This window comes from Kitasatospora purpeofusca, assembly GCF_042691725.1.
GTDB classification, from domain to species: domain Bacteria; phylum Actinomycetota; class Actinomycetes; order Streptomycetales; family Streptomycetaceae; genus Kitasatospora; species Kitasatospora purpeofusca_B.
This window is the reverse complement of sequence record NZ_CP170483.1, coordinates 3,453,246-3,477,008: the sequence shown is the minus strand read 5'-3', so window position 1 is coordinate 3,477,008 and position 23,763 is coordinate 3,453,246. Positions and strand designations below refer to the sequence as shown.

The following is a 23,763-nucleotide window of genomic DNA, read 5'->3' as shown; positions in this document are numbered from 1 at the left end:
CCCGGGCCGGAGGGGGAGAGGCCGAGTGAGCTCCACCGACGCGGTGCTGCCCGGAGCCGGACGGCCGGAGGCGCCGGACACCGACCTGCTCGCGGGCGGACCGCCGCCCGTGACCGGTCCGCCCGCGGTGACCGGTCCGCCCGTCGTGGTCGGGCCCCCGCCGGGCCGGTCCCCGCGCGGCGCGTCCCACCGCGCCGTCCGGGCGCCCGCCCCGCCGGCGCCCGGGGGCGGCAGACCCGGGCCGCTCCGCCGGGCGCTCTACAGCCGCAAGCTGCCCGGAGCCGTCCTCGGCGTCCTCTGCCTCGCCTACGCCCTCGGCGCGGCGCTCGGCTGGGGCTCGCGCCAGGTCGCCGTCTTCATGGGGGACTTCGGCCTGGCCGCGGCCGCCCTCGCCGCCGCGCTCTCCTGCCTCGCGTACGGCTGCACGGTCGGCGGCCACGCCCGCCCGGCCTGGCTGCTGTTCGGCCTCTCCTCGCTCATGGTCGCCTTCGGCAACGGCACCTGGGGCTGGTACGAGCTGGTCGAACGCACCCCGCTGCCGCCGAACTCGCTCGCCGAGTACGCCTTCCTGCTGTTCGCCCCGCTCGCCATCACCGGCGTCCTGGTGCTCGCCCAGCGCCCGCGCACCGCCGCCGGCTGGCTCTGCCTGTTGCTCGACGGCTGGCTGGTGGCCGGCTCGCTGTTCACCCTCAGCTGGAGCCTCGCGCTCGGCCGCACCGCCGCCGGCGAGGCCGGCTCCCCGCTGCGCCTGGCCATCAACCTGGCCTACCCGGTGCTGGACATCCTGCTCGTCTCGCTGGTCGTCGGCCTGCGCTTCGGCGGCCGGGACGGCAACCGGGCCGCCGTCCACACCGCCATGGTCGGCCTCGCCGTCACCGTGCTCTGCGACGCCCTGTTCACCTCGCCCGAACTGCGCAGCAGCTACCACTCCGGCGAACTGCTGGACGCCGGCTGGTTCGCCGGCAGCCTGCTGCTCGCCTGGGCGCCGTGGTCCCCGCGCTGGCGCCGTCCGCTGCGCGAGCACCCCGCGCTCGGCGGCCTGCCGCGCCGCCGGGTGGCCACCACCTTCAGCGCGCTCACCCCGTACGCGGCCGCCGCCGTCTGCACCGCCGGGATCCTCTACAACGCCCTCGGCGGGCGCTCGCTGGACCGGGTGGTGGCCTCGGCCGCCTGCACCGTCGGCCTCGCGCTGATCCTGCGGCAGGGCATCATGCTGCTCGACAACCTCTCGCTGGCGCAGGAACTCGCCCACAAGGAGGCGCACTTCCGCTCCCTGGTGCAGGGCTCCAGCGACGTCATCATGATCGCCGGCGCCAACGGCGTGCTGTCCTACGTCTCCCCGGCCGCGCTCGGCGTCTACGGGCGCGACCCGGAGGGACTGGTCGGCGGCAACCTGCTCGACCTCATCCACCCCGCGGACGTCGACCGGGTGCTGCTGGAGGTCCGCCGCTTCCTGGCCCGCGGCCGCCTCGCCGCCCACCGCGACCCGGGCGCCGAACCGCTGCCCGCCGCCCGGGTGGAGTGCCGGATCGGCTCCGGCGCCGGCGAGTGGCTGCACGTCGAGTCGACCGTCGACCGGTACCGCGACGGCCTCATCCTGAACAGTCGCGATGTCACCGAACGGGTCATGCTCCAGGCCCAGTTGCAGCACAACGCCTTCCACGACCCGCTCACCGACCTGCCCAACCGGGCGCTGTTCACCCAGCGGCTGCGCACCGCGCTGGCCGCCCGCGGACCGCAGGACGAGGCCGGTGCCGGGGTCGCCGTGCTCTTCCTCGACCTGGACGGCTTCAAGGCGGTCAACGACACGGCCGGCCACCAGGTCGGCGACGAACTGCTCGTCCAGGCCGCCCGCCGGCTCCAGGGCGCCGTCCGCTGCGGGGACACCGTCGCCCGGTTCGGCGGCGACGAGTTCGCCGCCCTGGTCTGCGGCCCGCTCGGCCGCCTCCAGGTCCAGGAGCTCGCCGAACGGCTGCGCACCGCGCTCTCCGAGCCGTACTGGATCGGCGGCGCCGAACTCAGCGTCGCCGCCAGCATCGGCATCGCCTTCGGCAGCCCCGAACGCGGCCCGGCCGCCGACCCGCGCGCCGCCGCCGACGAACTGATGCGCAACGCCGACCTCGCGATGTACCGCGCCAAGTCCGAGGGCAAGGGCCGGGTGATGCTCTACACCCCGGCCATGCGCGCCGACCTGGAGCGCCGCACCGAGCTGGACGAACGGCTCCGGGCGGCCGTCCGGGAGGGCGGCTTCGCCCTGCTCCACCAGCCCGTGGTGGACCTCGCGAGCGGCGCGGTCACCGCCGTCGAGGCACACGCCCGCTGGCGCTCGGCGCAGGGGCTGCTGCTCACCCCCGCCGAGTTCCTGCGCTCCACCGAACACGGCGACGCCGCCGCCCGGTTCTCCCGCTGGCTGGTCCGCGAGGCGGTCACCGCCGCCGCGCTGCGCCGCGGCCTGCCCGCCCGCGGCCGCCCCGTCCCGCCGCCGGTCCCGGTGTCGGTCCGGCTCTCCGCGGAACGGCTCTGCGCGCCCGGCCTGTACGAGACGGTGGCCGCCGCACTGCGCGACAGCGGGCTGCCCGGCGGCCAACTGATCGTCGAGGTGGCCCGGATGGGCCCGGACGAACTGGCCGACGAACTCGGCCGCCGGCTCACCGCGCTGCGCCGGCTCGGCGTCTCCACCGCGCTGGCCGGCTTCGGGGCCGGCAGCGGCTCGCTCGGCGCGCTCGCCCGGCTGCCCCTCGACGGCCTCAAGCTGGACCGCTCGCTGGTGCACGACCTGGGCGACTCCGCGCTCGCCCGCACGCTCGCCGGGCACGCCCTGCGGCTCGGCCGGGACCTCGGCCTGGTCACCGGCGCCGAGGGCGTCGATCTGCCCCGCCAGGTGGCCGTGCTGCAGGAGTTGGGCTGCCGCCAGGTGCAGGGCTCGGCCTTCTCCGCGCCGCTGGACGAGCCCCGGCTGCGGCGCGCCCTGGTCCGCCGCTCCTACCCGGTGCCGCGGCCGCCCGGGGCGCCGCCGGCCAGGCGGGCGTATCTGGCCGCGGACGCACGCACGGGTGGTCGCGCCGAGGGCGGCCAGGGGCGTGTCGTAGCTCACCACAACCCCTCCGACCTGCCCGAACACCAGGCCGTACCCGGTCCGGGAGCAGGTCCGCATGGCGAGACTGCCGTCCCACCTGCTTGACAGCCGGGCCTTGACGGGAGGAAGGTCATTGCCATGCGCACCCGAATTCTCGTACTTGGCGGGCGCGTCGGCTGAGCGGGCCATGCCCCGCTTGTGACAGACCGACGCGCCACCCCTCGCATGCCCTTGGGCACGAGGGGTTTTTTGTTGCACCGACGCCGTTCCACCACAGCAAGACCCCTGGCCCCGTGGCCCCGCGAAAGGGACGATTGGGGCAGAGCCGGCGATCGGCCCGCAAGCGGGACCCCATCCCTCGCCCCCGGGGCCCGCAAACCACCGGGCCGGCCAGAACCGAGAAGAGACAGGCAGATGACTGAGCACGCCGCAGCCCCCCGCCGCGGGGACACCCCGGCCGCCCACGCTCCCGCCCCGCAGCACGTCGTCGAGACCATGACCGGCGCCCAGTCGCTCATCCGCTCGCTGGAGGCCGTCGGCGCGGACACCGTCTTCGGCATCCCCGGCGGGGCCATCCTTCCCGCGTACGACCCGCTGATGGACTCCACCAAGGTGCGCCACATCCTCGTCCGCCACGAGCAGGGCGCGGGCCACGCCGCCACCGGGTACGCGCAGGCCACCGGCCGGGTCGGCGTCTGCATGGCGACCTCCGGTCCCGGCGCCACCAACCTGGTCACCCCGATCGCCGACGCCTACATGGACTCGGTGCCGATCGTCGCGATCACCGGCCAGGTCTCCTCCCAGGCGATCGGCACGGACGCCTTCCAGGAGGCGGACATCTGCGGCATCACCATGCCGATCACCAAGCACAACTACCTGGTCACCGACCCGTCCGAGATCCCCCGGGTGATCGCCGAGGCGTTCCACATCGCCGCCACCGGCCGCCCCGGCCCGGTCCTGGTCGACATCGCCAAGGACGCCCTGCAGGCCACCACCACCTTCCGCTGGCCGGTCGAGACCTCGCTGCCCGGCTACCGCCCGGTCACCAAGCCGCACGCCAAGCAGATCCGCGAGGCCGCGAAGCTGCTGGTCACCGCCAAGCGCCCGGTCCTGTACGTCGGCGGCGGCGTCGTCAAGGCCGGCGCCACGACCGAGCTGCGGATCCTCGCGGAGCTGACCGGCGCCCCGGTGGTCACCACCCTGATGGCGCTCGGCGCGTTCCCGGACAGCCACCCGCAGCACCTGGGCATGCCCGGCATGCACGGCTCCGTCCCGGCCGTCACCGCGCTGCAGAAGGCGGACCTGCTCTTCACCCTCGGCGCCCGCTTCGACGACCGGGTCACCGGCAAGCTGGACAGCTTCGCGCCGTACGCCAAGGTCGTCCACGCCGACATCGACCCGGCCGAGATCGGCAAGAACCGCCCGGCGGACGTGCCGATCGTCGGCGACGCCCGCGAGGTGCTGGCCGACCTCATCGTCGCCGTCCAGGCCGAGTTCGACGCCGGCCACAAGGGCGACTACGGCGACTGGTGGGAGCGGCTCGACGAGTGGAAGCGCACCTACCCGCTGGGCTACGAGCCCGCGGCGGGCGGCGAGCTCTCCCCGCAGCAGGTCATCGAGCGGATCGGCCGGCTGGTCGGCCCGGACGCCATCTACGCGGCGGGCGTCGGCCAGCACCAGATGTGGAGCTCGCAGTTCATCCGGTTCGAGAAGCCGGGCACCTGGCTCAACTCCGGCGGCGCCGGGACCATGGGCTACGCCGTGCCGGCCGCGATGGGCGCCAAGGCGGGCCGCCCGGAGACGGCGGTCTGGGCGATCGACGGCGACGGCTGCTTCCAGATGACCAACCAGGAACTGGCCACCTGCGCCCTGAACGGCCTCCCGATCAAGGTCGCGGTCATCAACAACGGCTCGCTGGGCATGGTCCGGCAGTGGCAGACGCTGTTCTACAACCAGCGCTACTCCAACACCGTGCTGCACGCCGGCCCCGGCCACGACGGCATCGAGCCGCCCGCCCAGGGCACCCGGATCCCCGACTTCGTCCTGCTCGCCGAGGCGATGGGCTGCGTCGGCCTGCGCTGCGAGCGCCCCGAGGACCTCGACGCGGTGATCGAGCAGGCGATGGCGATCGATGACCGCCCGGTGGTCATCGACTTCATCGTCCACCAGGACGCCATGGTCTGGCCGATGGTCGCGGCCGGTACCAGCAACGACGAGATCCAGTTCGCCCGCGGGGTGCGCCCCGACTTCGGCGACGACCTCGACTGAGCCCCTTCCGGAACGACCAAGGGAACCCACGACCCATGTCCAAGCACACCCTGTCCGTCCTGGTCGAGAACAAGCCCGGCGTGCTCGCCCGGATCGCCGCGCTGTTCTCCCGTCGGGGCTTCAACATCGACTCCCTCGCCGTCGGCCCCACCGAGCATCCGGACGTGTCCCGGATGACCATCGTGGTCAACGTCGAGGACCTCCCGCTGGAACAGGTCACCAAGCAGCTCAACAAGCTCGTCAACGTGATCAAGATCGTCGAACTCGACCAGTCCGCTGCGATCCAGCGGGAACTGGTCCTGGTGAAGGTCCGCGCCGACAGTGAGACCCGGTCGCAGATCGTCGAGATCGTCCAGCTGTTCCGCGCCAAGACGGTCGACGTGTCCCCGGACGCGGTGACCATCGAGGCCACCGGCAGCTCGGACAAGCTGGAGGCCATGCTCCGGATGCTGGAGCCTTACGGCATCAAGGAGTTGGTCCAGTCCGGCCTGGTCGCCATCGGACGCGGCGCCCGTTCGATCACGGACCGCTCGCTGCGCGCCCTCGACCGCAGCGCCTGACGCCGCGGTCCGTCCCACCCTTTGAAGCACTGCCCCAAACCACCGCCGGGTGCGCATACGGTAGGAACCGACGCAGACCCAGGCAAACCATTCGCAAGGAGATGTGCCCCCGTGGCCGAGCTGTTCTACGAAGACGACGCCGACCTGTCCATCATCCAGGGCCGCAAGGTCGCGGTGATCGGCTACGGCAGCCAGGGCCACGCCCACGCGCTGTCCCTGCGCGACTCGGGCGCGGACGTCCGCGTCGGCCTGAAGCCGGAGTCCAAGTCCCGCCAGAAGGCCGAGGAGGCCGGCCTGCGCGTGGTCACCCCCGCCGAGGCCGCGGCCGAGGCCGACGTCATCATGATCCTGGTCCCGGACCCGATCCAGGCCGACGTCTACGAGGCGGACATCGCCCCGCACCTGAAGGCCGGCGACGCCCTGTTCTTCGGCCACGGCCTGAACATCCGCTTCGGCTTCATCAAGCCGCCGGCCGACGTCGACGTCTGCATGGTCGCCCCGAAGGGCCCGGGCCACCTGGTCCGCCGCCAGTACGAGGAGGGCCGCGGCGTCCCGGCGATCGTCGCCGTCGAGCAGGACGCCTCCGGCAAGGCCTTCGACCTGGCGCTGTCCTACGCCAAGGGCCTGGGCGCCACCAAGGCCGGCGTCATCAAGACCACCTTCACCGAGGAGACCGAGACCGACCTGTTCGGCGAGCAGGCCGTCCTCTGCGGTGGCACCGCCGCCCTGGTCAAGGCCGGTTTCGAGACCCTGGTCGAGGCCGGCTACCAGCCGGAGATCGCCTACTTCGAGTGCCTGCACGAGCTGAAGCTCATCGTCGACCTGATGTACGAGGGCGGCCTGGAGAAGATGCGCTGGTCGGTCTCCGAGACCGCCGAGTGGGGCGACTACGTCACCGGCCCGCGGATCATCACCGACGCCACCAAGGCCGAGATGAAGAAGGTCCTCGCGGAGATCCAGGACGGCACCTTCGCCAACACCTGGATCGCCGAGTACAAGGCCGGTCTGCCCAAGTACAACGAGTACAAGAAGGCCGACGAGGACCACCTGCTGGAGACCACCGGCAAGAAGCTCCGCAAGCTGATGAGCTGGGTCAAGGAAGAGGCCTGAGCCACCCCGGGCACACGCTGAATCGGACCCTCTCGATTTTGTAACGCCCTTGTACAACTAGGCTGCTCCCGTCCGGGTGATTTCGCCGGACGGGAGCAGCCCGGTACCCAGCCCGTCGATACACTTCCGAGTGCGCGTCAGGCCCACAGCGTCGTGCGTCTACCTACGCGGCATGCCACCTTCCCCCCTCCCTCCACGCCACCTTCGTGCCCGGGGGAACCGGACAGTTAAGGACACACTGTCGTGAGCAAATCCGTAGTTCTGATCGCCGAAGAGCTCTCGCCCGCCACGGTCGACGCCCTTGGCCCCGACTTCGAGATCCGCCACTGCAACGGCGCCGACCGCACCGAGCTGCTGACCGCGATCGCCGACGTCGACGCCATCCTGATCCGCTCCGCCACCAAGGTCGACGCCGAGGCGCTGGCCGCCGCCCGCAGGCTCAAGGTCGTCGCCCGGGCCGGCGTCGGCCTCGACAACGTGGACGTGTCCGCCGCCACCAAGGCCGGCGTCATGGTCGTGAACGCGCCGACCTCCAACATCGTCACCGCCGCCGAGCTCGCCTGCGGCCTGCTGATCTCCGTCGCCCGCAACATCGCGCCGGCCAACGCCGCGCTCAAGGGCGGCGAGTGGAAGCGCAACAAGTACACCGGCGTGGAGCTGAGCGAGAAGGTCCTCGGCGTCGTCGGCCTCGGCCGGATCGGCGTGCTGGTCGCCCAGCGGATGTCCGCGTTCGGCATGAAGATCGTCGCGTACGACCCCTACATCCAGGCCGCCCGGGCCGCGCAGATGGGCGTCAAGCTGGTCTCGCTGGAGGAGCTGCTGGAGGTCTCGGACTTCATCACCGTCCACCTCCCGAAGACCCCGGAGACCATCGGCCTGATCGGCGACGAGGCGCTGCACAAGGTCAAGCCGAGCGTGCGGATCGTCAACGCCGCCCGCGGCGGCATCGTCGACGAGGAGGCGCTGCTCAGCGCCCTGCGCGACGGCCGGGTGGCCGGCGCCGGCCTGGACGTGTACGCCAAGGAGCCGTGCACCGACTCCCCGCTGTTCGCCCTCGACAACGTGGTGGCCACCCCGCACCTGGGCGCCTCGACCGACGAGGCCCAGGAGAAGGCCGGCATCGCCGTCGCCAGGTCGGTGCGCCTGGCGCTGGCCGGCGAGCTGGTGCCGGACGCGGTCAACGTCCAGGGCGGCGTGATCGCCGAGGACGTCCGCCCGGGCCTGCCGCTGGCCGAGAAGCTCGGCCGGATCTTCACCGCGCTGGCCGGCGAGGTGGCCGTCCGGCTCGACGTCGAGGTGCGCGGCGAGATCACCCAGCACGACGTCAAGGTGCTCGAACTGTCCGCCCTCAAGGGCGTGTTCGAGGACGTCGTGGCGGAGACGGTGTCCTACGTCAACGCCCCGCTGTTCGCCCAGGAGCGCGGCGTCGAGGTGCGGCTGACCACCTCCAGCGAGAGCCCCGAGCACCGCAACGTCATCACCGTGCGCGGCACCCTCGCGAACGGCGAGGAGATCGCCATCTCCGGCACGCTGGCCGGCCCCAAGCAGGTCCAGAAGATCGTCGGCGTGGACGCCTTCGACGTGGACGTGGCGCTCACCGACCACATGGCCTTCTTCAAGTACGAGGACCGCCCGGGCGTGGTCGGCGTCCTCGGCCGCCACCTCGGCGACGCCGGCATCAACATCGCCGGCATGCAGGTCGCCCGCGACGGCAGCGGCGCGCTGGCCTCCCTCACCGTGGACAGCGAGATCCCGCAGGACGTGCTGTCGGCCATCGCCGCCGAGATCGGCGCCCGCTTCGCGCGCTCGGTCGACCTGGGCGCCTGACCGCCCCGTACGGCCCCTCACCAGGGCCCGGACCGCCGCAACCCGCGACGGTCCGGGCCCTGGCGCGTTCCTCCGGGTGGCGGCCGTCTCAGATAGTAGGAAATCCAAGTATTCGTGAGGACACCGCCGGATCGGGGCCGTACCGTGGTGGAAGCCGTACGGTGCGCCGCCCCTGCAGCCAGGATGCGCGGCCCGTGCGCGCGTGTACGCCCGATGGGCAGGTGACCCCCGCCCGGTGTACCCCCCTCCTCCCCACCGCCGCGTCCGTCCCCACGGCGCGTATCGAATCAAGGAGCCCCGGTATGCCCTCGACCGCCGACCGCCACGCCGCTTCCGCCCCCGCCGCCCCGCAGACCCGCGTCCCGCGACGCCGCCGGGCCGCCGAGCCGAACCCCTTCGCCGCCGCCGCGCTCCAGCGCGCGCTGGACCGCCGCGACAACGGCGGCGTGACCGGCCATCACTGACGCCTCCCGGACAGTCCCGGACCCGGTGGCGTTCATCCGCCGAATGGGCCGAACGGACCGGCAGGATGTCACTCCAAGGGGTGCAACTTGCCACCGTTCGGGGGAGGTTGCTCGCCTCGACCGGCGCGATATTCCTAATTTGGGGCCCCCGGGAGGGTGATCGACGGCCGCACCGGGCGGGCGTCAGCGGCACACGGCGTGCGGATCGGTTCCCCCGGCCGGGGGAGAGGACCCCATGCGTCGTCCCACCGTCCGCCGACCGCTCGCCCGGATCGGCCTCGCGCTGACCCTGCTGGCCGGACCGGCGTTGCTCACCGGCGCCGCCCCGGCCGCGGGCAGGCCGTCGGCGGCCCCGCCCGCCCGGGCCGCCGACCGGCCCGTACCCGTCCTGCTGGAACTCGCCACCGAGCCCGTCGCCCCCGTCTGGCGGCGGGCCGGCGACGAGGCCCGGCGCCAGCGGCGCTCCCCGGAGGCCGCCCGCCGGGAGGCCGCCGGGGCCGGCGCCGCCCAGCGCTCCCGCGCCTCCACCGCGCTGGACCGGCTGGCCGACGCCGTCCACGGCGCGGTGCCCGCCGCCCGGGAGCTCTACCGCACCCGCACCCTGGTCACCGGCCTCGCGGTGAGCGCGCCGGCCGGCCGGCTGCCCGCGCTGCGCACCCTGCCCGGGGTCGCGGCCGTGCACCCGATCGTCCGCAAGCGGCGCGACAACGCGTACTCGGTGCCGGTCACCGGCGCGCCCGCGGTCTGGGCGGGCGGCTCGTCCGAGGGCGGGGCGGCCGGCAGCACCGGGCAGGGGGTGCGGATCGGCGTCGCCGACAGCGGCATCGACTACACCCACGCCGACTTCGGCGGCCCCGGCACCGAGGAGGCGTTCCGGTCCGTCGACGGCGCCGCGCCCGCGCCCGCCGGGCTCTTCCCCAGCGCCAAGGTGGTCGGCGGCCGCGACCTGGTCGGCGACGACTACCAGCCCGACCCGGGCGCCCCGCACTACCAGCCCGACCCGCACCCCGACGACAACCCGATCGACTGCGACCGCAACGGCCACGGCACCCATGTGGCCGGCACCGCCGCCGGCCTGGGCGTCACCGCCGACGGGCAGCCCTACCGCGGCCCCTACCGGCCCGGCCTGGACCCGGCCGGCTTCAAGGTCGGCCCCGGCGCCGCGCCCGGCGCCCAGCTGTACGCGATCCGGGTCTTCGGCTGCGACGGCTCCACCGACCAGCTCGGCCAGGCCCTCGACCTGGCCGCCGACCCGGACGGCGACGGCGACCCGAGCGACCGCCTGGACGTCCTCAACCTCTCGCTCGGCAGCCGCTTCGGCTCCACCGACGACGCCGACGCCCTCGCCGTCGACCGGCTCGCCGCGCTCGGCACCGTGGTGGTCGCCGCCGCGGGCAACGAGGGCGACGTGTACGGCATCGGCGGCAGCCCCGGCACCGCCGCCCGGGCGGTCGCCGTCGCCGCCTCCGTCGATCCGCACGGCGACGCCGACGGGATCACCGTGCTCGACCCGCCGTCGCTCGCCGGCGTCGTCCCGGCCCACTGGAGCGCCCGCTACCGGGACTGGTCCATCGCCGACGTCACCGGCGAACTCGTCCTGCCCGCCGACCAGCCGGACGGCTGCGCGGCCTTCTCCGAGGCCGACCGGCAGCGCCTCGCGGGGCGGATCGCGGTGCTCGCCTGGAGCACCCGGGAGTCCGAGCGCGCCTGCGGCTCCGGCCCGCGCGCCGACCACGTCGCCGAGGCGGGCGCGATCGGCGCCGTGCTGGCCGCCGACGACGACCACCTCGCCGAGATCGCGGGCAACGACCGGGTGCCGCTCGCCCTGCTCGGCCGCGCCGACGGCGAACGGCTGCGCGCGGGCGCCGCCGCCGGGCCGGTCCGGGTCCGCCTCGCGGCGCCCGGCGACCCGCTGCACGGCGCCGTCGCCCAGGACCAGCCGCAGCGGCTCGACACCCTCACCGACTTCACCTCGCGCGGCATCGGCGTGCCCGGCGTCGTCAAACCGGACCTCGCCGCCCCCGGGGAGACCATCTGGTCCGCCCTGGTCGGCAGCGGCACCGGCGGCCAGCGCGAGGACGGCACCTCGATGGCCACCCCGCACGTGGCCGGGCTGGCCGCGCTGGTCCGCGCCGCCCACCCGGACTGGACCGTCGAGCAGGTCAAGGCCGCGCTGATGAACACCGCCGGGGACACCTGGCTCGGCGACGGCGGCACCGGCCCGGTCTACGGGCCCGAGCGCACCGGCGCCGGCCGGGCCGCCGTGGACCGCGCCGTGCGCACCCCGGCCGTCGCCTACGCGGCGGGCGAGGGCGCGGTCGAGGGCGCCGTCGGCGTCTCCTTCGGCCCGGTCGCCGTCACCGGGCCGCTCGCCCTGGTCCGCGAGGTCGAGGTGCGCAACCTCTCCGCGGCCCCGGTCGCCTACCGCACCGGCTACGCGGCCGCCACCGACGTGCCCGGCGCCCGCTTCGAGCTCGCGCCCGCCCGGGTCGAGGTCCCGCCCGGCGGCGCCGCGCGGGTGCGGGTCACCCTCAGCGTGCCCGGCGCGCTCGGCCGGACCCCCGACCCGACGACCGCCGCCCTCCAGGGCGGCCGGGCCCGCAGCTACCGCGGCGAGCTCTCCGGCCGGCTGCTGCTCACCCCGGACGACCCGGCCGCCCCCGGGCTGCGGGTGCCGTTGCTCGCCGCCCCGCGGGCGGCCTCCGACCTGGCCGCCACCACCCCGGTCCGCACCACCCGCGGCGGTGGGCTGGCCGCCCTCACCGGCACCGGCGCGCCCGGCGGCGGGCCCGGCCTGCTCAGCGCCTTCGCGCTCGGCGGGGAGGGCGACCGCTGGCCCGACTGCCCGCCGGACAGCGGGGCGGCGGTCGGTCCCGGCGCGGGCTTCGTCCCGGAGGGGAGCACCGGGGAGGCCGAGCACCTCGCGGACCTCTGCGTCGAGCACGCCGGCGACCGGGCCGCCGACCTGCGCGCCGTCGGCGCCGCGACCGACGCGCCCGCCCTCCCCGGCGACCCGCTCGCCGAGGGCCGGCTCTACCTCGGCGCCCAGGTGTGGGCGCCGGCCGCCACCCCGGTCGGGCTGTTCGCCGTCCGGGCCGCGCTGGACACCGACGGGGACGGCGTCACGGACGTGATCGTCAAGGCCGACCGGCTGCGCGGCAGCGACGTCCTGGTGGCCCGTTCGCTGGACGCCCGGACCGGCGCCGAGCTGGACGTCCAGCCGCTGAACGCCCGCTGGGGCGACACCGACACCGCCCTGCTGGACTCCGACACGGTGGTCCTGCCGGTCCGCCTGGCCGCCCTGCCGGGCATCGGCGAGGGCCACAGCACCGTCCACTACGCCCTCTGGTCCGGCCTCACCGGCCCGGGCACGCCGGACCCGGCCGAGGCCTTCTCCGCGATCGGCCTGCAGGGCGCCCGGCCCACCCTCGCCGTCGACGTCCTGCACCCCGCGGTCGACATCCGCACCGCGCCCGGCGGCCCCACCGCGATCGCCGCCCCCGTCCACCCCGCCACCGTCCTCGACATCCGCCGCACTTCCGGGGAGCAGTCCCGGATCCTCCTGCTCCACCACCTCAACCCGGAGGCCCACCGCAGCCAGATCCTGCCCCTGCCGTAGTACCTGTCGAGGGGCGTGCGCAGATCTGCGCACGCCCCTCGAGCGGATGAAGTCCAGGGGGGATCGGTCCGAGTAGCCCGAGAGCAGCCACGAGGATGCCCGCATGGGAGGAACCATGAGCGTCGCGCCGTACCCCGACTGGATCAGGCCCCCGGCCGAGGGGTACACGGCCGAGGACCTTGACCGGTTGCCGGACCTCCCGCCGCACACCGAGTTGCTCGACGGGAGCCTGATCTTCGTGAGCCCGCAGACGAAGTTCCAGGTGAGGACCAAGCGCCTTCTGGAGCGTGCGCTGGAGAAGGCTGCTCCGGACGGCTGGGAGGTATGGCCGGAGATGGGAGTGACGCTCGACCGGCGGAACCGGCCCGAGCCGGACCTCCTCGTCGTTGATGTCACTTCGGACACGGGGTACCTGCAGACGAACTTCAGCGCGGAACACGTGCTGCTCGCGATCGAGGTCGTCTTTCAGGAGTCCCGCGAGCGTGACCGAGAGGTGAAGCCGCGCAAGTACGCCACCGCCGGCATCCCCCACTTCTGGCGGGTGGAATGCGACGAGGGCCGACCTGTGGTCCACACCTACGAGATCGACCCGGCGACCCGGCTCTACGGGCTGACCGGTATCCACCACAAGCAGCTGAAGCTGGACCGTCCCTTCCCGGTCGACATCGATCTCACCTGATCCGCTCGGGGCCGTTGTCCGGATGGTGGACGCCGGATGTCAGGCTGTGGGACACCGGAGTAGCCTCCGAGCATGTCTCGCACGATTCGTCTCGCAGTCGTCCCCGGTGACGGTATCGGCCAGGAAGTGGTGGCCGAGGGCCTCAAGGTACTGGGCGCGGTGCTTCCCGCCGATGTGAAGCTGGAGACCACCGAGTTCGACCTCGGGGCCCGGCGCTACCACCGCACCGGTGAGACGCTCCCGGACAGCGTCCTGGCGGAGCTCAAGGCCCATGACGCGATCCTGCTCGGCGCCATCGGCGACCCGAGCGTGCCGTCCGGAGTGCTGGAGCGGGGGCTGCTGCTCAAGTTGCGGTTCGCCTTCGACCACCACATCAACCTCCGGCCGGGGCGGCTCTTCCCCGGGGTGCCGTCCCCGCTGGCCGGTGACCCGCAGATCGACTTCGTGGTCGTCCGCGAGGGCACCGAGGGCCCGTACGTCGGCAACGGCGGCACGCTGCGCACCGGGACCGAGCACGAGGTGGCCACCGAGGTCAGCCTCAACACCGCGTACGGCATCGAGCGCGTGGTGCGCGACGCCTACCGCCGGGCCCAGGCGCGTCCGCGCAAGAAGCTGACCCTGGTGCACAAGAACAACGTGCTGGTGCACGCCGGCCACCTGTGGACGCGGATCTTCGAGCAGGTCGGCCGGGAGTTCCCCGAGGTCACCACCGACTACCTGCACGTCGACGCGGCGACCATCTTCTTCGTCACCCAGCCCGAGCGGTTCGACGTCATCGTGACCGACAACCTGTTCGGCGACATCCTGACCGACCTGGCCGCCGCCGTCACCGGCGGGATCGGCCTGGCCGCCAGCGGCAACATCAACCCGAGCGGTGCCTTCCCGTCGATGTTCGAGCCCGTGCACGGCTCGGCGCCGGACATCGCCGGCCAGGGCAAGGCCGACCCGACCGCCACCGTGCTGTCGGTCGCCATGCTGCTCGACCACCTCGGGTACCCCGCCGAGGCCGCCCGGATCGAGGCCGCGGTCGCCGCCGACCTCACCGAGCGCACCGGGACCCGTACCACCGCCCAGGTCGGCGACGCGCTCGCCACCCGAGTATCCGCCTAGGAGGCCGGAACCGACAGACGGTGTTCCGGCCCCGCAGGGCCGGACCCCATAACGGCGGCTTGCGGATCTCCAAGGAGTCCGCGGCTGTTCGGCACGGCCCTCTGGATGCGAGTATCGACAGTGGGCCGTGCCGTCGTGCGTCCGTTCCGTCCGAGATGGGCGGAACGTCCACCGGCGGAGGCGGCCCGGACCAACCCCACGGTGAAGGACACACAGCCATGAGCACGCCCACCCAGGCGCCCATCACGTTCGACCTCAAGCCCTCCGCGCACCCGCTCTCCCCGGCGGAGCGCGAGGCCCGGCTGGCCAACCCGGGCTTCGGGCGCGTCTTCACCGACCACATGGTCACCATCCGCTGGACCGAGGGCGTGGGCTGGCACGACGCCCGGCTGGCGCCCTACGCGCCGATCGAGATGGACCCGGCCAACATGACCCTCCACTACGGCCAGGCGATCTTCGAGGGCCTCAAGGCCTACCGCCAGGCCGACGGCTCGATCGCGACCTTCCGCCCGGAGGCCAACGCCGCCCGCTTCCAGGCCTCCGCCCGCCGGCTGGCCATGCCCGAGCTGCCGGTCGAGGCCTTCGTCGAGGCGGTCGAGCTGCTCGTCCAGCAGGAGCAGGCCTGGGTCCCGAACGAGCCGGAGCAGAGCCTCTACCTGCGCCCGTTCATGTTCGCCACCGAGGTCGGCCTGGGTGTCCGCCCGGCCAACTCCTACCTCTTCATGATCATCGCCTCGCCGGCCGGCGCCTACTTCCCCGGCGGCGTCAAGCCGGTCTCGGTCTGGCTCTCCGAGGACTACGTCCGCGCCGCGCCCGGCGGCACCGGTGCCGCCAAGTGCGCCGGCAACTACGCCGCCTCCCTGGTCGCCCAGGCCGAGGCCGCCGCCAAGGGCTGCGACCAGGTGGTCTGGCTCGACGCCGCCGAGCACCGGTGGATCGAGGAGATGGGCGGCATGAACCTGTACTTCGTCTTCGGTGAGGGCGAGGACGCCCGGATCGTCACCCCCGAGCTGTCCGGCGCCCTGCTGCCCGGCATCACCCGCGACTCGCTGCTGCAGCTCGCCACCGACCTCGGCTACGCCGTGGAGGAGCGCCGGATCTCCACCGACGAGTGGAAGCAGGGCAACGCCGACGGCACCCTCACCGAGGTCTTCGCCTGCGGCACCGCCGCCGTGATCACCCCGGTCGGCTCGGTGAAGTCCAACGGCGGCGACTGGAGCGTCGGCGCCGGCGAGCCCGGCCCGGTCACCATGGAGCTGCGCCGCGCCCTGCTCGCCATCCAGGGCGGCCAGGCCCCCGACACCCACGGCTGGCTGCACAGGATCGTCTGACACCGCCGTCGCGGCCCCGCCCGTCCGTCCCGGATGGCGAGACGGGCGGGCCACGGTACGGATGATGTGCCTAGACTGCGAGCGTGTCCTCGCTGTCGCTGATGATTAGCAGCAGGCGCGCCGGTCCGCAGTGACCGCCACCGCACCACCCGATGCGGGGCGACCACCAGCGTCCAGACCCGCGCGCAGACCTCTCGCACCCGCGAGGGGTCTTTTTGTTTACCCCGGACCGGCCGGAGCCCCCACAAGGGGCCGAGGGACACCGGGTGCGCGCGGGATGCTGGACAGTGGAGCCGGATCAGAACCGGCAGAGCAGCAACCGACCTCCCGGAACGGAGAACCCAGGGTCATGACCCAGGCGACCAACCTCCCCGACGACGCGTTCCACGTCTTCGACACCACCCTGCGCGACGGCGCCCAGCGCGAGGGCATCAACCTCACGGTGGCCGACAAGCTGGCCATCGCCCGGTATCTGGACGAGTTCGGCGTCGGCTTCATCGAGGGCGGCTGGCCCGGCGCCAACCCCCGGGACACCGAGTTCTTCGCCCGCGCGGCCGAGGAGCTGGACCTCCGGCACGCTCAGCTGGTCGCCTTCGGTGCCACCCGCCGGGCCGGCGGCCGTGCCGCCGACGACCCGCAGCTGGCCGCGCTGGTGAACTCCGGCGCGCCCGTGATCACCCTGGTCGCCAAGTCCCACGACCGGCACGTCGAACTGGCGCTGCGCACCACCCTCGACGAGAACCTGGAGATGGTCCGCGACAGCGTCGCGTACCTGCGCGCCCAGGGCCGCCGGGTCTTCATCGACTGCGAGCACTTCTTCGACGGCTACCGGGCCGACCGGGAGTACGCGCTCGCCGTGGTCCGCGCCGCCCACGAGGCCGGTGCCGACGTGGTGGTGCTCTGCGACACCAACGGCGGGATGCTGCCCTCCGGTGTGCGCGAGATCGTCGCCGACGTCCTCGCGCAGACGGGCGCCCGGCTCGGCATCCACGCCCAGGACGACACCGGCTGCGCCGTCGCCAACACCCTGGCCGCGGTCGACGCCGGCGCCACCCACGTCCAGTGCACCGCCAACGGCTACGGCGAGCGGGTCGGCAACGCCAACCTCTTCCCGGTGGTCGGCGCGCTGGAGCTCAAGTACGACCGGCGGGTGCTGCCGCCCGGCAGCCTGGCCGAGATGACCCGGATCTCGCACGCGATCGCCGAGCTGGTCAACCTCACCCCGTCCACCCACCAGCCCTACGTCGGCTTCTCCGCCTTCGCCCACAAAGCCGGCCTGCACGCTTCGGCGATCAAGGTCGACCCGGACCTCTACCAGCACATCGACCCGGAGACGGTCGGCAACACCATGCGGATGCTGGTCTCCGACATGGCCGGCCGCGCCTCCGTCGAGCTCAAAGGCAAGGAGCTCGGCTACGACCTCTCCACCGACCGGGACCTCGCCGGCCGGGTGGTCGCCAAGGTCAAGGAGCAGGAGAACCTCGGCTACACCTACGAGTCCGCCGACGCCTCCTTCGAACTGCTGCTCCGCGACGAGGTGCGCGGCCGGCGCGAGCGCTACTTCGCCCTGGAGTCCTGGCGCACGATCAGCGAGCAGGGCCCGGGCGGCACCACCGGCAACGAGGCGACCGTCAAGCTCTGGGCCAAGGGCGAGCGGATGATCGCCACCGGTGAGGGCAACGGTCCGGTCGACGCGCTGGACCGGGCGCTGCGCACCGCGCTGGAGCGGATCTACCCGCAGCTGGCCAAGCTGGAGCTGGTGGACTACAAGGTCCGCATCCTGGAGGGCCAGCACGGCACCGGCTCCAAGACCCGGGTGCTGATCGACACCTCCGACGGCACCGCCACCTGGTCCACGGTCGGGGTGGCCGACAACGTGGTGGCCGCCTCCTGGCTGGCGCTGGAGGACGCCTACACCCACGGCCTGCTGCGGGCCGGCCTGGAGCCGGACGCCGCCTAGCGCGCCGCGGACGACGGGTCACGACGGCGCGGCCCATGGACCGGAGGGTCCGCGGGCCGCGCCGTGCGGCCGTTCGTCGTCGGGTGGTGCGTCGTCGGGCAGCGCCCCCGGTTCACCGCAGCCGGGCGAGGAGGGCGTGTTCGACGAGGGTGATGAGGGCGCTCTTGGCGCTGTCGCGGCGGCGGGCGTCGAGGGTGATGACGGGGGTGTCGCTGCTGAGTTGGAGGGCTTCGCGGACTTCGTCGGGGGTGTGGGGCTGGTGTCCGTCGAAGCCGTTGAGGGCGACGACGAAGGGGAGTCCGCTGTTCTCGAAGTAGTCGAGGGCGGGGAAGCAGTCGGCGAGGCGGCGGGTGTCGACGAGGACGACGGCGCCGATGGCGCCGCGGACGAGGTCGTCCCACATGAACCAGAAGCGGTCCTGTCCGGGGGTGCCGAACAGGTAGAGGATGAGGTCTTCGTCGAGGGTGATGCGGCCGAAGTCCATGGCGACGGTGGTGGTCGTCTTGCCGGAGACGTGGCTGAGGTCGTCGATGCCGGCGGATGCGGAGGTCATGACGGCTTCGGTGCGCAGGGGGTTGATCTCGGAGACGGCGCCGACGAGCGTGGTCTTGCCGACGCCGAAGCCGCCCGCGACGACGATCTTCGCGGAGGTGGTGGCGCGGGTGGGGGCGGCCGCGTTAGAGCTTGCGAAGTCCACTGAGGACCCTTTCGAGCAGCGTGACGTCGGGCTGGGTTCCGGATTCGCCGCCGGATGCGGGCTGGTGGATGGCGACCAGGCCGGCCTCGGCCAGGTCGGCCACGAGGATGCGGGCCACTCCCAGGGGAAGGGAGAGCAGCGCCGACACCTCGGCCACGGACTTGACTTCGGTGCAGAGGGTGCAGATCCGCTGGTGCTCGGGGAGCAGGGTGGCCAGGCGCTGCGGGTCCACATCGGCGGAGACGAGCGCCTCCAGGGCCAGCTCGTACCGGGGCCGGGTCCGTCCGCCGGTCATCGCGAACGGGCGGATCAGCGGGCCGGAGTCCAGCTCGTCCTCGAAGTCGTCGCCGGCGGGGCCCTGGGCCGGGGCGTAGCGGCCGGGCCCGGCGGCCTGATGACCTGCGGCCGGCTGCCCGACGGCCGGGCCGCGGCCGGGGTACTGTCCCACGGTCCCGTCCGGGTAACCGGGCGGAGGCGCGTCGTACGAGGGCCGGGGCTGGGCGTACTGGTCGTACTGCCCCGGCGCGTACGGTTGGCCGTACGACGGCCCGCCGTAGTGCTGGCCGTGCTGGCCGTGGAGCGGCTGGCCGTACTGCTGACCGTGGCCGACGACGCCGGGTGCTCCGAAGGCGTCATGGCCCGTGCCAGGGTACGGAACGCCGTACTGGCCGCTGCGGTCGTCGGGCGGTGTCACGGTTCCTCTCCTCACAGGGTGCGGCGGTGCGGTGCGAGCTCGGGCACGGGTCCGGAGCCGGTGGTGCGAAGGCCGTACAACGTCCGAACCCGAGCCCGCCGAAGCGGGCCCGGGACGAACGCGGAGGTGCTTCGAATACCTGGACGGTATCCGACGGACCGTCAGTGCAGGAGACTGCCCTGGAGTTCTGCGCGCAGTGCGGGGGTGAGGACGGCGCCGGCGCGGTCGACGAGCAGCGCCATCTCGTATCCGACGAGGCCGATGTCGGAGTCGGGGGAGGCCAGGACGGCGAGCGCGGAGCCGTCGCTGATGGCCATGAGGAAGAGGAAGCCGCGCTCCATCTCGACGACGGTCTGGTTGACCTCGCCGCCCTCGAAGATCCGGCTGGCGCCGGTGGTGAGGGAGGTGAGGCCGGAGGCGACGGCGGCGAGCTGGTCGGCGCGGTCGCGGGGGAAACCCTCGGACATGCACAGCAGGAGGCCGTCCGCGGAGACCACCACCGTGTGCGACACCCCGGGGGTGTTGTCCACGAAATTGGTGATCAGCCAGTTCAGGTTCTGTGCGGCCTGGCTCATCTGACTCAACTCAACGCTCCTGGTGGTTCGAGCCGCCGAAGAGATCGGTGCTGCGATTCTGCTGTCCGTTGCCGGACGGGTCTACCTGATCGGGGTCGATCCGGAAGCTTCCGGTGGTACCGGCACTGCGGCCCTGCTCGACGCCGCGGCGCAGGTTGGTGAGACGGCCGCGGACCTCCTCGGGCGCGCGGGAGACCTGCGGGCCGTCCTGCGTGGTGGGCTGGGCGTTGCCCGGCACCAGGTTCTGCTTCGGCACGCGCCGGGGCAGGCCGGCCTGGGTGGTGCCGCTGGAGGAGGGCTCGCGGAGCTTCTCGGCCCGCTGCCAGTCGCCGTCGTTGGGCGACTGCCAGGCCGCGTTGCCGGCGGCCGTCGGGCCGGTGGGCCCGTAGCCGCCGAGGGCGGACACGTCGTGGCCGCGGGGTTCGGCCGGGGCGGCCGAGGTGTCCTTGGCGCCGGTGAACCAGTTCGGGCCGTCCCCGCCGCCGTTGTCGTCCTGCGGGCCGGCCGGGAAGCCGCCGCCGGCCAGCTGCTGGCCCGGGCGGCGCTGCGGCAGCCCGGACGGCAGGGTGGTGGGGGCGGTGTCGGCGGCCGGGAGGGCCGGCTGCTCGGGGGCGTACGGGTGGCCCGCCGGGGCCTCCTCGGTCCGCCGGCCGTACTGGTCGTCGGCGTAGCCGGACCGGTCGTAGCCGGCCTCCTGGCCGTACTCGTCCGGCCGGCCGTACGCGTCGTAGCCCTGCTGCGGGTACTGGCCGTAGCCGTCCTGCTGGTAGCCCTCGGCGTCGTAGCCGGCGCCCTGGCCGTAGTCGTCCTGGTAGCCGTACTGGTCGTCGGCGTAGCCGGACTGCTCGTAGCCCTGCTGCGGGTACTGCTCGTCCTGGCCGTAGGACTCGTCGTTGCGGCGGCCGTAGGCGGGGTAGTCGTCCTCGACCTCGGCGTCCACCACCGGCGGCTGGGCGTCGTGCGGTCCGGGCTCCAGCGCGGCGCGGCGGACCTGGTCCAGGCGCTGCGAGCGCTGGACGGCCTCCAGGGCCGGGCTGAAGCCGGTGGGGCCGGCGTTGCCGATGCCGGTGAGGTGGTCGTCGAAGCCGAGTTCGGCGGCGCTGCGGGCCGGGTCCCCGTCGAGCGCCCACTCGGCGGACGGCTCCTGCTCGGCGAAGATCCGGGAGACGGTGAACTGCTCCTCGGGCTCCGGCGCCGCGGCCATCTGGGTCAGGAACGGCGGCAGCATGACCAGCGAGGTGGTCCCGGCCGACTCGCCGGACGGGCGGAGCTGGACGCGGATGTCGTGCCGCTGGGAGAGCCGGCCGACCACGAAGAGGCCCATGCGGCGGGAGATGGTGGCGTCGACCGTGGGCGGCTCGGCCAGCTTCTCGTTGATCTCCGCGAAGTCCTCGGCGGTGAGGCCGATGCCCTTGTCGTGGATCTCGACGAGCACCCGGCCGTCCGGCAGGCGGGTCGCGTTGACCAGCACCCGGGTCTGCGGGCTGGAGAACGTGGTGGCGTTCTCCAGCAGCTCGGCGAGCAGGTGGACGAGGTCGGTCACGGCGGCGCCGACGACCTCGGCCTCGGGGATGCCGGAGAGCTCGACGCGCTCGTACTGCTCCACCTCGGACGCGGCGGCGCGGAGCACGTCGACCAGCGGGACCGGGGTGTTCCAGCGGCGGCCGGCCTCCTCGCCCGCGAGGACGAGCAGGTTCTCACCGTTGCGGCGCATACGGGTCGCGAGGTGGTCCAGCTTGAAGAGGTTCTCCAGCTGGTCCGGGTCGGCCTCGTTGTTCTCGAGGTCGGTGATCAGCGCCAGCTGGCGCTGGATGAGGCTCTGGCTGCGGCGCGACAGGTTGGTGAAGATCGCGTTGACGTTGCCTCGCAGCAGGGCCTGCTCGGCGGCGAGCGCGACCGCCTGCCGGTGGACCTGGTCGAAGGCCCGGGCGACCTCGCCGATCTCGTCCCTGCCGTGCAGCGGGATCGGGGTGACGTTGGTGTCCACCCGGTCCGGGTCGGTCTTGGAGAGCCGCTCGACCAGCTCGGGCAGGCGGTGGTCGGCGATGTCCAGGGCGGCGTTGCGCAGGGTGCGCATGCCGAGAATCATCGAGCGGGCCACGTAGCCGGTGAGGACACCGGCGAGGATCAGCGCGGTGAGCACGATCAGCGCGTTGAGGATGGCGTCGAAGCGGGCGTTGTCGCGCAGCTCGGCGGCGTCCAGGAGCACGTCGTCCAGCAGCGCGACCTCGGTGGCGCGGAGGCTGGAGGTGTGGGTGTTGGCGGCCTGGTTCCAGTTCTCCGGGGTCAGGCCGGAGTCCTTGGCCTCCTTGTAGGCCTTGTCGGCGACCTCCTTGCCCTGGGACTGGCCGTTGGCGGCGGCCTGGGTGTAGGCGGTGCCGAGGTTCAGCAGGCCCTGCATGGTCGGGACGCTGCCGTTGGGCATGCGGTAGGCGGCGCGCTGGTCGGCGTTGGCCTGGGCGACCTGGGCGTCGGCGTACTTCTGGGCGTCCTCGGGGGCGCTGCCGGTGTTGAACTCCGTGAGCGCGGTCTGCTCCAGGCGCTGGGCGACCAGCAGCTGCTGGATGAGGTCGACGTTCTCGTACCGGGTGGTCTTCTGGGCGGAGATGCCGACCAGCAGCTGCAGCATGAGGGCGCGCTGGGTCGAGGCGGAGGCCTTGGCCAGCGACATCGCGTAGATCGAGCGGCCCTTGCTGGTGAGGTTGGACGAGCCGAGGCCGACCGAGTTGTCGTAGGACAGCAGCGGCGCGAACATCACCGAGTAGGCGCTGACGGTCGCCGAGGCGAAGAGGTTGTCGGCGTAGGCGCCGGCCCGCAGCTGCGGCAGGTGGACGACCACCTGCTGGAAGGCCTCGTGGCGCCGGGGGAGCTCGCCGGACTTGTCGCTCGCCTCGTAGGCCGCGTTGTACGCCTTGAGGGCGGCGTCGGTGGTCGAGCGCGCCTTGGTGACGTCGTTGTTCGGGTCCTGCTTGGTGATCAGGGGTATGAGCGTCTTGTCGCGTTCGCTCTCCAGCGCCTCGGCGAGCTCGGTGGCGGCCTTGGCGAGGGTGGCGGTGCGCTGGGCACGGTCGGCCTTGATGAAGCCGTCGATCGAGGTGTTGACGCGCAGGCCGCCGAAGACGAGGGCGATGACGACCGGGATCAGCAGGATCGCGATCAGACGGGCCGGCACGCGCCAGTTCCGCGGGCGTACGAAGTCGTACCGGCTGCCCTTGGGACCGGTGTCGTCGGAGCCTGAGCCGGAGCCTGAGCCGGGGGTGGTGCCCGGGCCGGAGGCGCGGTCCTTGCCGGGGTCGGCCTGCTGCGGGGCCGGGGCGCCCTGCGGCCGTTCCTCGACCGGCGTGAACGCCGAGAACCCGCCCGGTTCCGGCGCGGTGCCGTTCGGCTCGCTCTGGCGGGGCTCGGAGCGCCGCTGCGGGGCGACCTGCTGCTTACGCCTCACTCGACAACTACCTCTCGGCCGACAGTCGGCCATGGATCAATCCAGCGCTACCCCCGGGGGCCGCCGGCTCCGGGGAGCGGCAACCGTGCGGGATCCAGGGGTAGCTGGAATTTCAGCACGTGCAGGGATGGGGGACAAACAGCTGCTGGTGGGCGAGGCGCGCAGTGCAATTCAGGACATTAGCCCACATGTTGGAGCAAAACTGTGGTCTTCTGGCGCTGAGTGATGCCGATTCGCTACAAACAGTCATTGTTGATCACGAAATGCCTACCGAACTGTTATCCGCTGCTTATGCGGGGGTCTTGCGCGAGGCGACCGGACGACACCTCTGCGCAAGCGAACGTGCCCCGG

At 73.2% G+C, this 23,763-nt stretch carries 15 protein-coding genes; 11 read left to right on the top strand and 4 right to left on the bottom strand.

Going from position 1 to position 23,763, the window contains the following annotated elements; all coding sequences use genetic code 11:
- Positions 1 to 271 precede the first annotated feature (271 nt).
- From ACFCLZ_RS14545 to cimA, 11 genes are all read left to right on the top strand, one after another.
- A complete protein-coding gene (locus tag ACFCLZ_RS14545; RefSeq protein WP_380286166.1) occupies positions 272 to 3,181 on the top strand; it encodes a putative bifunctional diguanylate cyclase/phosphodiesterase in 2,910 nt (969 codons plus the stop codon).
- 309 nt (positions 3,182 to 3,490) lie between these two features.
- Positions 3,491 to 5,344 carry an acetolactate synthase large subunit gene (locus tag ACFCLZ_RS14540; protein WP_380285308.1) on the top strand — a complete coding sequence of 618 codons (1,854 nt, stop codon included), beginning with the start codon at positions 3,491 to 3,493 and terminating at the stop codon, positions 5,342 to 5,344.
- A 35-nt stretch (positions 5,345 to 5,379) separates the two neighbouring features.
- Positions 5,380 to 5,904, top strand: a complete 525-nt coding sequence (gene ilvN / locus ACFCLZ_RS14535; protein ID WP_380285307.1) for an acetolactate synthase small subunit — start codon at positions 5,380 to 5,382, stop codon at positions 5,902 to 5,904.
- 111 nt (positions 5,905 to 6,015) lie between these two features.
- Positions 6,016 to 7,014 carry a ketol-acid reductoisomerase gene (gene ilvC, locus ACFCLZ_RS14530; protein ID WP_350550163.1) on the top strand — a complete coding sequence of 333 codons (999 nt, stop codon included), beginning with the start codon at positions 6,016 to 6,018 and terminating at the stop codon, positions 7,012 to 7,014.
- 243 nt (positions 7,015 to 7,257) lie between these two features.
- Positions 7,258 to 8,841 carry a phosphoglycerate dehydrogenase gene (gene serA / locus ACFCLZ_RS14525; RefSeq protein WP_380285306.1) on the top strand — a complete coding sequence of 528 codons (1,584 nt, stop codon included), beginning with the start codon at positions 7,258 to 7,260 and terminating at the stop codon, positions 8,839 to 8,841.
- A gap of 302 nt (positions 8,842 to 9,143) precedes the next feature.
- Positions 9,144 to 9,305 (top strand): hypothetical protein, encoded by a 162-nt coding sequence (locus tag ACFCLZ_RS14520; RefSeq protein ID WP_380285305.1) that lies wholly within the window; start codon positions 9,144 to 9,146, stop codon positions 9,303 to 9,305.
- Between the two features lie 235 nt (positions 9,306 to 9,540).
- The gene (locus tag ACFCLZ_RS14515; RefSeq protein WP_380285304.1) at positions 9,541 to 12,924 is read left to right on the top strand and encodes a S8 family serine peptidase; all 3,384 of its coding nucleotides are present in this window, start codon (positions 9,541 to 9,543) and stop codon (positions 12,922 to 12,924) included.
- Between the two features lie 115 nt (positions 12,925 to 13,039).
- Positions 13,040 to 13,603 carry a Uma2 family endonuclease gene (locus tag ACFCLZ_RS14510; protein ID WP_380285303.1) on the top strand — a complete coding sequence of 188 codons (564 nt, stop codon included), beginning with the start codon at positions 13,040 to 13,042 and terminating at the stop codon, positions 13,601 to 13,603.
- A 72-nt stretch (positions 13,604 to 13,675) separates the two neighbouring features.
- Positions 13,676 to 14,713 carry a 3-isopropylmalate dehydrogenase gene (locus tag ACFCLZ_RS14505; RefSeq protein WP_380285302.1) on the top strand — a complete coding sequence of 346 codons (1,038 nt, stop codon included), beginning with the start codon at positions 13,676 to 13,678 and terminating at the stop codon, positions 14,711 to 14,713.
- A 218-nt stretch (positions 14,714 to 14,931) separates the two neighbouring features.
- Positions 14,932 to 16,044: a branched-chain amino acid aminotransferase gene (locus ACFCLZ_RS14500; protein ID WP_380285301.1), complete on the top strand. Its 1,113-nt coding sequence runs from the start codon at positions 14,932 to 14,934 to the stop codon at positions 16,042 to 16,044.
- A gap of 349 nt (positions 16,045 to 16,393) precedes the next feature.
- Positions 16,394 to 18,004 carry a citramalate synthase gene (gene cimA, locus ACFCLZ_RS14495; RefSeq protein WP_380285300.1) on the top strand — a complete coding sequence of 537 codons (1,611 nt, stop codon included), beginning with the start codon at positions 16,394 to 16,396 and terminating at the stop codon, positions 18,002 to 18,004.
- A 112-nt stretch (positions 18,005 to 18,116) separates the two neighbouring features.
- Here the strand turns inward: cimA and ACFCLZ_RS14490 are convergent, their stop codons facing one another.
- The 4 genes from ACFCLZ_RS14490 to ACFCLZ_RS14475 all read right to left on the bottom strand — a co-directional run bounded on the left by ACFCLZ_RS14490 (position 18,117) and on the right by ACFCLZ_RS14475 (position 23,412).
- Positions 18,117 to 18,701, bottom strand: a complete 585-nt coding sequence (locus ACFCLZ_RS14490; RefSeq protein WP_380285297.1) for an ATP/GTP-binding protein — start codon at positions 18,699 to 18,701, stop codon at positions 18,117 to 18,119.
- A complete protein-coding gene (locus ACFCLZ_RS14485) occupies positions 18,682 to 19,395 on the bottom strand; it encodes a DUF742 domain-containing protein (protein WP_380285299.1) in 714 nt (237 codons plus the stop codon). The genes ACFCLZ_RS14490 and ACFCLZ_RS14485 overlap by 20 nt, the downstream gene beginning before the upstream one ends.
- Positions 19,396 to 19,556: 161 nt before the next feature.
- On the bottom strand, positions 19,557 to 19,970 hold the full coding sequence (locus ACFCLZ_RS14480; protein ID WP_344345973.1) for a roadblock/LC7 domain-containing protein: 414 nt from the start codon (positions 19,968 to 19,970) through the stop codon (positions 19,557 to 19,559).
- A 10-nt stretch (positions 19,971 to 19,980) separates the two neighbouring features.
- Positions 19,981 to 23,412 carry a nitrate- and nitrite sensing domain-containing protein gene (locus tag ACFCLZ_RS14475; protein WP_380285298.1) on the bottom strand — a complete coding sequence of 1,144 codons (3,432 nt, stop codon included), beginning with the start codon at positions 23,410 to 23,412 and terminating at the stop codon, positions 19,981 to 19,983.
- Between the last annotated feature and the right edge of the window lie 351 nt (positions 23,413 to 23,763).